The 9,602-nt window shown below is 64.3% G+C and carries 9 protein-coding genes and 1 pseudogene; 8 read left to right on the top strand and 2 right to left on the bottom strand.

Features of this window, described 5'->3' with window-relative positions; all coding sequences use genetic code 11:
- From M5G11_RS25400 to M5G11_RS25375, 6 genes and pseudogenes are all read left to right on the top strand, one after another.
- Positions 1-209: pseudogene (locus tag M5G11_RS25400) on the top strand (IS110 family transposase); the annotation flags it as partial.
- A 267-nt stretch (positions 210-476) separates the two neighbouring features.
- Entirely contained in the window at positions 477-782 is a 306-nt protein-coding gene (locus M5G11_RS25395; protein WP_273913662.1) for a MazG-like family protein, read from the top strand.
- Complete coding sequence (locus M5G11_RS25390; RefSeq protein ID WP_273913661.1) at positions 779-1,528, top strand: methyltransferase domain-containing protein; 750 nt, start codon at positions 779-781, stop codon at positions 1,526-1,528. The genes M5G11_RS25395 and M5G11_RS25390 overlap by 4 nt, the downstream gene beginning before the upstream one ends.
- A gap of 32 nt (positions 1,529-1,560) precedes the next feature.
- The gene (locus M5G11_RS25385) at positions 1,561-2,184 is read left to right on the top strand and encodes a DUF4136 domain-containing protein (protein ID WP_273913660.1); all 624 of its coding nucleotides are present in this window, start codon (positions 1,561-1,563) and stop codon (positions 2,182-2,184) included.
- A 22-nt stretch (positions 2,185-2,206) separates the two neighbouring features.
- Positions 2,207-2,767 (top strand): DUF4136 domain-containing protein, encoded by a 561-nt coding sequence (locus M5G11_RS25380; protein WP_273913659.1) that lies wholly within the window; start codon positions 2,207-2,209, stop codon positions 2,765-2,767.
- Positions 2,768-2,873: 106 nt separating this feature from the next.
- The gene (locus M5G11_RS25375; RefSeq protein ID WP_273913658.1) at positions 2,874-4,847 is read left to right on the top strand and encodes a TadG family pilus assembly protein; all 1,974 of its coding nucleotides are present in this window, start codon (positions 2,874-2,876) and stop codon (positions 4,845-4,847) included.
- On the opposite strand, the gene M5G11_RS25370 is transcribed toward M5G11_RS25375, so the two are convergent.
- Together M5G11_RS25370 and M5G11_RS25365 are read right to left on the bottom strand one after the other, a co-directional pair.
- Positions 4,831-7,530 (bottom strand): ATP-binding protein, encoded by a 2,700-nt coding sequence (locus M5G11_RS25370; protein WP_420793867.1) that lies wholly within the window; start codon positions 7,528-7,530, stop codon positions 4,831-4,833. The two genes, M5G11_RS25375 and M5G11_RS25370, sit on opposite strands and share 17 nt — an antisense overlap.
- Positions 7,527-7,970 (bottom strand): TadE/TadG family type IV pilus assembly protein, encoded by a 444-nt coding sequence (locus M5G11_RS25365; RefSeq protein WP_273913657.1) that lies wholly within the window; start codon positions 7,968-7,970, stop codon positions 7,527-7,529. Before M5G11_RS25365 ends, M5G11_RS25370 begins: the two co-directional genes overlap by 4 nt.
- 75 nt (positions 7,971-8,045) lie before the next feature.
- Between M5G11_RS25365 and M5G11_RS25360 the strand changes: the two genes are divergently transcribed.
- Positions 8,046-8,516, top strand: a complete 471-nt coding sequence (locus M5G11_RS25360) for a prepilin peptidase (protein ID WP_273913656.1) — start codon at positions 8,046-8,048, stop codon at positions 8,514-8,516.
- 142 nt (positions 8,517-8,658) lie between these two features.
- Positions 8,659-9,429, top strand: coding sequence for a response regulator transcription factor (locus tag M5G11_RS25355; protein ID WP_273913655.1), 771 nt, complete (start codon positions 8,659-8,661; stop codon positions 9,427-9,429).
- Positions 9,430-9,602 lie beyond the last annotated feature (173 nt).

The following is a 9,602-nucleotide window of genomic DNA, read 5'->3' as shown; positions in this document are numbered from 1 at the left end:
CGGGGCGCATACGTAAGGCGCTGTATCTACCCAGCATCACAGCAATGAACATGAGTGAGCCAATGATGGCGATGAAGGCCCGTTTGAAGGCTAAAGGAAAAGCGGGCAAGCAGATCGTCTGTGCCGTGATGCGCAAAATGCTGCATATCGTCTTTGGGGTGCTGAAATCGGGCCAACCTTATGACCCGAAGTTAGCGCTTGCCCGGTGACGGGCAAGACGGTATCTACAAATTGATTTGGCAGGCTAGCGCTTTTTGGATTGCCAACTGACCGGGCTGGCAAAGGCGTGCAGCAGCGAACACAAAAAGGCTACCCAACCTATCAGCGAGGGGCTCATCGCCGGCAACGCCGGCTCCCACAGGTCCTCGGGCCGCTGCTAACCCTGTGGGAGCCGGCCTTGCCGGCGATGCTCTTGAGCAACACTTGCACTCCCAGGACAAGCCCCTGAAGCTATACCCCTTCAGGAGCCCCCCAACATGAATCTGCAAGAACTCACCGAACGCCTGCACCGCATCCGCGACACCAACGACTGGCGCGGCTTCCACAGCCCGAAAAACCTGGCCATGGCCGCCAGCGTGGAGATGGCCGAGCTGGTGGAAATATTCCAGTGGCTCAGTGAGGATCAGTCGCGCACGCTGTCTACCGACCAACTGGAACACGCCGGCCAGGAAGTCGGCGACGTGGTCCTCTACCTGCTGTTGCTGTGCAGCGAACTGGGCCTGGACATGGAACAGGTGGTGCGCAGCAAACTGGCCGACAGCGAAAGGCGCTTTGCCAAATGAACGACCGTCATTTCGATGAACTGGCGACCCGCTTCGCCGAAAAAATCTACGGCGGCGCCAAAGGCGCCATCCGCCTCGCCGTGCTCCAGGCCGACCTCGCCGAAGCCCTGCCCGACCGCCCGCTGCGCGTGCTGGATATCGGCGCAGGCCTGGGCCACATGGCCCTGTGGCTCGCCGAACGCGGCCACCAGGTAACCCTCGCCGAACCCGCCGCCCCCATGCTCGACGGCGCCCGCGAACGCTTCGCCGCCGCCGGCCAAACCGCCACGTTCATCCAGGCACCCTGGCAAGACCTGCTCGGCCAACTCACCGAACCCTACGACCTGGTGCTGTGCCACGCCGTGCTCGAATGGCTGGCCGAACCCGAGACCATCCTGCCCGTGCTGCACCAGCTGACCCGCGCCGACGGCCAGCTGTCGCTGGCCTTCTACAACCGCGACGCGCTGGTCTACCGCAACCTGCTCAAGGGCCATTTCCGCAAGCTGCGACGCAACACCCTGGCCGGCGAAAAGCAGAGCCTGACCCCGCAGAAACCACTTGATCCGCGTGAACTCAAGGCGCACCTTGAAAGCCTCTGGACAGTGACCAGCGAGAGCGGCGTGCGGGTTTTCCACGACTACATGCCCAAGGACTTCCAGGACAAGGCCGAGCTGCTCGACCTGCTGGAAATGGAGCTGGAACACCGCCGTCACCCAGCCTACGCCGGCCTGGGCCGCTACCTGCACTGGATGTGCCGACCGCGCTGAGGACTGCCCCTCGAACCTGCCGGGAGTGCCGTATGCCATACCGTTTCATCATGGCCTTGTTGGGCCTGGCCCTGGCGGGTTGCCAGGGCAGCAACCCGTATGTCGCCAGCTCCAATCCGCTGCCGCCGGCACCGCCCCAGGCAGCGAACACCTTCGATGCCAGCGCCTACCCGGCGCCAGCGCGGGACTACGGCCGCTACCGCAACTGGACCTGGCGCAATGGCCAACTCCCGGCCGGCAGCGCCTTCATCGACTCCGCCGAAATCGCCGATGCCGTAGGCTCGGCCCTCGACCAGCATGGCCTGCGCCCCGCCCGTGATGCGCGCAGCGACCTGTTGGTCAGCGCCGACCTGCGCGTGGAACGGCGCCTGCGCCAGGTGCGCGAGGACTACGCCCCCTACGGTGGCTACGGCGGTGTCGGCTACGACCGCTATGGCCGCTACGGCAATGGCTACGGCGTGTACGGCAGCGTGCCCATCGTGCGTACCTACGAAGTGGAAGTCATGGTGGTGCAGCTCGACCTGTTCGATGCCCGCAACGGCCAGCCGGTCTGGAGTGCCAGTGCCGAAACCGCCAGCCAGGGTTCGCAGAGCGAACGCGCCGATGCGATCCGCGAAGCCGTGCAAAAAGCCCTGAGCAGCTATCCTCCCAGCTAACTGAAGCCATCGGAGAATCATCATGTTCCGCCGTCTCGCTGTACTCGCGTTGCTGACGTTGCTGGCCGCCTGCCAGAGCAACAACGTCGTCCAGGACTTCGATGCCAGCCGCGACTTCGCCGCGTACCGCAGCTGGGTCTGGCAGGAACCGGCGTTGCAATACCGCCCGGATGACCCGCGCATCAAGAGCGACCTCACCGAACAACGCATCCGCCAGGCCATTGCCGGCCAGCTTGACCAGCGCGGCCTGCGCCCCGCGCAAGCGGGCACTGCCGGTGACCTGAAGATCAAGGCCTACCTGATCGTCGAGGACCGCCAGCAACAGATCACCACCAACTATGGCGGCGCCTGGGGAGGCTATTGGGGCGGCTACTGGGGCGGGCCGATGTACAACGAAACCCGCAGCGTCGACTACAAGGTGGCAACCATCCAGGTCGACATGTTCGACGGCCGCGACGGCAAGCTGGTATGGCGCGGCAGTGCCGAACAGATCATGAACAGCTACCCACCAAGCCCGGAAGAGCGCGGTACGGCGATCCAGAACACGGTCATGAAACTGATGGCCAACTACCCGCCGAAATGAACCACGATGGTCGGTCACCAAGTAAAGGCGACTGGCCATTATCTTGATCTACACTTCCTGAACGCACCGCGTTCGCGCACGGCCAAGCGCCGGCAAGGGAGTGCACGTGTCTTTCCGTTTCGCTGCAAGGCAGCGCGGCGCCATTGGCTTGATGGCGGCGTTGACGCTGGGGCTGGCGGTGCTGTTCAGCCTGCTGGTGGTCGACAGCGGGCGGCTGTACCTGGAGCAGCGCAAGTTGCAGCGGGTGGTCGACATGTCGGCGCTGGAAGCCGCCGGGCAACGGGCGGTGTGTACCGGCACCGGGGCCAATGCCCTGAGCACGGCGCAAGCGGCCGCCAAGCGCAACGGTTTCGACCCTGCCGTGGAGCACGCCTTTCTGGTCGCATGCGGCAAGGTCAGCACCGGCGCTGCCAGCCAGCGCAGCTTCGCCCAGAACAACGCCATTGCCGAAGCCATCCGGGTGATCGCCCAGCGTGAGGTACCCTCCAGTTTCGCCAGCGGCATCATCAGCCTGTTCAAAGGCAACGGTAACCCCACCACTATCCTGCAAGCCACGGCGGTAGCCACCCCGCCACCGCCACCGCTGGCCGCGCTGACCCTGCGCAGCAACCTGCTGAATGTCGACACCGACCGTTCGCTGCTGCTCAATTCGATCTTCTCGAAGATGCTGGGGGGCAACCTGAACATCAACGCCGTGGGCTACCAGGGCTTGCTGGGCACCGACATCAGCCTGCTGGATTTTCTTGATGCCGCCAAAATCGAACTGAAGCTACAGGCCGGGACCCTCGACGAACTGCTGAACACCGATGCCAAGCTCACCTCGCTGGTCAGCGCCATGATTACCGCCGCGACCAAGGCCGGCTCCACACTTGATGTGATCAGCAGCCTGCTCAACCTGCAGGTCGCCAGCCAGAACTCGCCGCTGGTCAAGCTGGGCGACATCCTCAACCTCAATGGCAGTACGCCGAGCGCAGGCCTTGGCGCCACGGTGCAACTGTTCCAGTTGGCGCAGGCGTTGATCGAACTCGCCTCCAAGAACAGCGCCGCCGCCATCGACCTGACCTCAGTGGGCATTCCCGGCCTGCTCAGTGTCACGGTGAAGGCTCGGGTGATCCAGGCAGCGCAGTTTTCCGATGTCGGCGACCCGGCCCTGGCCAAGCTCAACCCTACCGGCCCCAACCAGATCTTCGTCAAGACTGCGCAGATACGCACGGTGCTCTCGATCAAGCTACCGCTGCTCAACGCGGTCAACGGCTTGCTGACTGCGCTCAACGGCATCATCAGCCCGCTCACCGGTGCGCTGAACAGCCTGCTGCACCTGGACCTGGTCGCCACCATCGACTCAGTGCTGTGCCTGCTGGGCAGCAAGTGCGACATGATCGACCCGCAGGTAATGCCGGGCAATCCGTCGATCGACGTGAACATCGAAGTCGCCAGCGCCAATAGCCGCGTGGTGGACTACAGCTGCAAGCCCACCAAGACACTCACGGCACAAACCAACACCGCAGGCGTGGTGTTGCAGGTCGGCACCATCACAGGCGATGCCTTCAACCCGGCAAGCCTCCCTACCGTCGCCCCCTTGCCGCTGATCGATATCGGCATCATGAAATGCCAGAAGATTCTCGGGCTGGGCTCCTGTGGCCCCCGTACCCCCTTTGCAGGCGGCGGGCTGGGCCTGAAGGTCGACTCTAGAGTGCTGCCCAACGACCCCGGCGCCAGCGCCAGCCAGAACCTGCTGTACCAGCCACCCGCCTCGGTGCTGCTGAACATCGGCAAGAAGCCGGTGTACCTCACTACCGTCAATGCGCCCATCGTCGGCAGCCTCAAGGCGACTTTGGCCGGGGTCAAGGTACAAGCCTTTGCCAGCCCCAGCCCCAACCTGCTGAGCACTTTGCTGAACATCAGTGCAAGCGTGCTCACTCAGGTCAACAACACCCTGGGCGCGCTGATCGCCGGGCTGCTCAGCCCGTTGCTCGACCCGTTGCTGGATAACGTACTGTCACTGCTGGGGGTGCAACTCAATCAGTTCGAAGTCGGCGCCAACCTGCAATGCGATGGGCGACCTATGCTGGTGCAGTAGCCAGCGGCAGTTCGATGCAGAACTGCGCGCCTTCATCGGCATTGGCCGCACTCAGGCGGCCCTGCATGTCGGCGACGATGCCATGGCTTACCGACAGCCCCAGGCCCGTGCCAACGCCACTGGGCTTGGTGGTGAAGAAGGGTTCGAAGATCCGGTCCAACAGGCGCGGGTCGATGCCTCCAGCGTTGTCCTCGACAAAAATCAGCACCTTGCCGGCATCCTGTTCGGCGCTGAGCGCAATCCAGGGTTTGAACTTGGGGTCTGTTTCGCGCCGGCTGGCCAGCGCGTCGCGGGCATTGACCATCAGGTTGATCAGCACCTGCTCCAGTTGATCGACATGCCCACGCACCGGGCTGCCGGCCAGCGGCGCGCACACCTTCAGCTCGATGCCCTTGCCGCTCAACCCATCGCTGAGCAATGACAAGGCCCCTTCGATGGCCTGCCAGGGTTCGAACAGTTGCTGTTCGATTTCCGAGCGCCGGCCGAACACCCGCATGTGGTCGACCACCTTCGAGGCCCGCACCACCTGGGCATCGATGCGCTTGAGCTTGTCTTGCAGGTAGTCCACCTGCACCTCGCCGTTCTCCAGGCGCTTGAGCGTGTTGACCACGGCCATGCGCATCACGTTGAGCGGCTGGTTGATCTCGTGGGCAAGGCCGGTGGCCATTTCGCCAAGGGTGGCCATTTTCGCGCTTTGCAGCAGTTGCTGCTGGCTGCGGCGCACCTCGGTGTTGTCGCGCCCGACCGCCTGTACTTCGAGCAGATTGCCCTGTGCATCGAACAGCCCACGGTCCGACCAGACCCACCAGGCAAACGCCCGCCCCGGCAGTTGCAGGCAGACTTCGGCGCTGCTCAACGGGTGCTCCGCGGTGAGCGTGCCCAGGCGTTCGAGGAACGCCTGGCGCTGGGTCGGCGACATCCACTGCCCAAGGTTCATGCCCGCCAGTTGCTCAGGCGTGCACTCCAGGCAATCGGCGAGCGGCTGGTTGCCGAACACCAGGCTCAGGTCGGGGCGATAGCGGCAGATCATCGCCGGCGAGTCCTCCACCAGCACCCGATAGCGCTCCTCGCTCTGGCGCGTGCGCTCATCGGCCAGGGTCGCCTCGGTCACGTCCAGCCACAGCCCGACCACCTCCACCGGCAGGCCCAGGTCATCACGCAGCAGGCGCGCCTCATCAAGTACCCAGTGGTAATCGCCATGGCTGTCGCGCAGGCGATAGCGGCTGCGCATATGGCCTTCGCGCAGCAACAGGCGCGAGCGCTCCAGCCACAGCGGCTGGTCGTCGGGGTGCACCCACTCGGCTGGCTTGATCAACTCGTCCGCTTGCGTCGGCCAGCCCAGCAGCGGGGTCAGGCTGGCGCTGAAGAATTCGGCGTGCAGTGCACCGGCGTCATAGCGCTGGATGTAGATCACCGCAGGCGACTGGGCGATCAGGTTTTCCAGGCGGGCGTGGGCAGCACTGGCCTGCTGTTGCTGCTGCTTGATGTCGTTGATGTCGAGCATGAAGCCGAGCAGCCGCCGCTGATGGCCCTCGCCCTGGACCTGCCCGCACAGGCGATACCAGCGTGCAACCGGCGCGGCGTTTTCGGGGATCAGGCGCACGCTCACCAACAGCTCGCCGCCCTCGCGTTGCAACCTGGTGAACGCCAGTTGCGCGGCTTCGCGGTCGGCCGGGTGAATCAGGGCCAGCCAGGTCGCCAGGCTCAACTGCGCCGCCACTCCCAGGCTCGCTGCCAGGCCTGGCGCCAGGTACAGGTAGGGCTCGTGCAGCGACCATTCCCACCAGCCGGCACCGAGCAAGCCCTGCACCGAATCCAGGCGCTGCTGGCTGGCTTGCAGGTGGTGCCCGGCCAGGCGCCCGAGCAGCGGTTCGGCCAGTGCCCCGAGCAGCACCTGCGCCTCGTCCACCCGCAAGGGTTGCGCAGGCGCGGCGCACAACACCCAGGCCCGCACCTGATGCTGCTGGGCATAGGCCAACAGGTAGAACGCGCTCCCCGGGAACAACGCCTGCAAGGCCGGCACATCACCGCTGTACAGCAGGTGCCCGGGCTCCAGACGGTCGAGTTGCAAGCTCAGGCGGGCATCGTCGGCCCAGGGCAATTCGGCTTCGCTGCGGGCGAAGGTCTGCCAGCCTGCCGCGCCGTGCAACAACAGCGCAGTCCACGCCGAGTGCCAATGCCAGGCCAGGCGTTGCAACTGTTCACCCGCCACTTGCGCCAGGCGCTCCAGGCTGCAATCGCGCAGTGCCGCGGTAAGCTCCAGGGCCAGGTGTTGCTGGCGCTGCAACTCGCCAGCGTGACGCTGTTGCTGCATCAGGTCGCCGACGTCGAACAGCTGCAACAGCCACGCTTCGCCTTGGGCCAGCAGCCAGCCACGGGTATGCAGGGTGTTGCCGCTGGCGGTCTTGAAATCCAGGTCCAGCGGCTGGCCCTGCCAGTCGGCGGGGTCGCCCTCCAGCACCAGCAGGCTGTGCGCCTGGACATAGTCGTGGACTCGCGCATTGACCTCACGCGCCAGCGCCAACGCCGTGCGCAGCGGCCCGCCCAAGCGCAGCACGCGGCCCTGGCCGTCGAGCCACACTTGCAGGCCAACGCCGGGCGGCGCGTGTGCTTCGGGCTCGATGGCCAGTGGGGTGGCCGGGCGGCCGCGCCAACGTTCGAACAAACCCGCACCGCCGCTCAAAGTTGCAGGCTCGCTTGGGCGCCCAGGCTTTGCGGCAGGCGCGGCACTTCACCGATCACCGGCAGCTTGAGTACCGGCATCACCGAGGTGAGCTTGGTCTTGCTGTAGTTGATGTTCACCGTCAGCAGGTTGGCGGCGCTGAGGGTGACGCTGGCGTCGGTGGCGAAGGTGAATTTCAGCGGCCCGCTCATCCATGCCAGCTGTTGTTCCAGCACGGTCTGGGCCAGGGCTTTTACGTCCGCCTGGTAGGTGGCGCTGCTCGGGTCAAGGGCCACGCAGCGGCGCACGGCCTCGCTGCTGGCCTGGTTGAACGATTGCACCATGAGCATCGGCAGGCTGTAGCTGACCAGCCCGTAGAACACCGCGAAGAAGATCACGAACACCAAGGCGAACTCGATGGCCGCCGCACCTTTTTGCCGTCTTCCAAGGCTTGCTTTCATGATCGCGTCTACCCTGACAGGGACACCTGTCTAACAACATAGATTCATTCACCACCAAGGGATGGCATTTCGCCAATGCAAAGTATTGTCCTGCTGTTGTGGCTCGCGTTGTGTGCCGAACAGGATGTACGCGAGCGCCAGATTGCCAACACACTCACCCTCGGCGTCGGTCTCTGCGCCTTGATCTTCCTCTTCGTTACCGGGCATACCTGGATCGGCTCCGACGCTGAAGAAGCCGGCTGGGCGCTGGCTTTCGTGATTCTGCTGACCATACCGGGCTACATGCTCGGGCAGTTTGGTGCGGGGGATGTGAAGTTGCTCGCAGCCCTGGCCCTGGCCACCGATCGGCAGTATTTGCTGGGGACGATTATCGGCTCGGGGGTGGCGCTGGTGCTGTGGTTGTTGAGCCGGCGTTGGCTGTGGTCCCTTCTGAGTCAGAAGGTTAAGAACCGTCTTAAGGCGTGGGGCGATGAATCGTCAAAAAAACAACCCTTTGCGCCGTTTCTACTGGCCGGCTTTTTGCTCGCCAGTGTTTGGATCCACTAGTCGGATGCCCCTGATTTAACGGGGCCAAACCTTGTACATAGTTGCAAAGTGCGACTACTTTTGGGCTATGCCCCACACGCCTTCGGCGCAGGAATTTCACAGGCCGTCAGCAGGGGGAGGTTTAACGAGCAGGGAGTTGCGCGTGAACAAGCCAGTAAGCCCAGTGAAAGTGTTGGTGGTCGATGATCAGCCGTTGATTGTCGAGGAGTTATGCGAGTTTCTTGAGGGCAGCGGATATCGCTGTGTGCCGTGCCAGTCCAGTGTCCAGGCGATCACCCGCTTCGCCGATGACGAGCGGATTGGCCTGGTGGTGTGCGACCTGCACATGCCCGAGCGCGATGGTATCGAGCTGGTGCGTGCGCTCAAGGTGATTGCGGCGCAGCAGCAGCGGCCGTTCGAGGCGATCATGCTGACCGGCCGGGCGGACAAGCAGGACGTGATCAAGGCCCTGCGCGAGGGCTTTGCCGATTACTACCAGAAGCCGGTGGACCTGACGGAGCTGCTAGAGGGCCTGCAGCGTCAGGAGGCGGTGTTGCAGGAGCGGCAGAAGAGCTTCCAGCACCTGGGGCATCTGAATGAAAAGCTGCAGGACCTGGCGGCGTCCATCGACGACCTGTACCAGGACCTGGGCAAGGCGCGCACCTTGGCGGCGGGCATCCCGGAGGGGGATGAGCTGGAAGAGGTGCCGGTGATCTTCGGCAAGCTCTCGCCCCGGCAGTTGGCGGTGGCACGGCTGGTTGGCAAGGGCCAGACCAACTACCAGATCGGCTGCGAGCTGGGCATTACCGAGAACACGGTGAAGCTGTATGTGTCGCAGGTATTGCGCCTGACCCACATGCACAACCGCACCCAGTTGGCGCTGGCATTGTCGCCGAGCAATTCGGCGGTGAGGCAGCGGGTGACGGCGCACTAGCCTGCTTCGCGTCGCGGCCATCGCGGGACCAGCCCGCTCCCACAGGGGTTTCGGTGCTGCCGAGAACTGTGGGAGCAATTGTCTTGCAGCGCTTTTGTAGCCGCTGCCGACAGGCTGCGCTGGAGCCCGGAGGGCTCCCAAAGGCGGCGCGGCCTGGGGGTGTCAGAAATTTT

It is taken from the genome of Pseudomonas fontis (genome assembly GCF_028656955.1).
GTDB lineage: Bacteria > Pseudomonadota > Gammaproteobacteria > Pseudomonadales > Pseudomonadaceae > Aquipseudomonas > Aquipseudomonas fontis.
This window is presented reverse-complemented; position numbering and strand designations above follow the sequence as displayed.

What these genes read in the sequence shown, in the direction of transcription:
- M5G11_RS25380 (WP_273913659.1), top strand. Translation starts at nt 2,207, where the DNA reads ATGTTCCGCCGTCTCGCTGTACTCGCGTTGCTGACGTTGCTGGCCGCC.
- M5G11_RS25390 (WP_273913661.1), top strand. Translation starts at nt 779, where the DNA reads ATGAACGACCGTCATTTCGATGAACTGGCGACCCGCTTCGCCGAAAAA.
- M5G11_RS25395 (WP_273913662.1), top strand. Translation starts at nt 477, where the DNA reads ATGAATCTGCAAGAACTCACCGAACGCCTGCACCGCATCCGCGACACC.
- M5G11_RS25360 (WP_273913656.1), top strand. Translation starts at nt 8,046, where the DNA reads ATGCAAAGTATTGTCCTGCTGTTGTGGCTCGCGTTGTGTGCCGAACAG.
- M5G11_RS25385 (WP_273913660.1), top strand. Translation starts at nt 1,561, where the DNA reads ATGCCATACCGTTTCATCATGGCCTTGTTGGGCCTGGCCCTGGCGGGT.
- M5G11_RS25365 (WP_273913657.1), bottom strand. Translation starts at nt 7,970, where the DNA reads ATGAAAGCAAGCCTTGGAAGACGGCAAAAAGGTGCGGCGGCCATCGAG.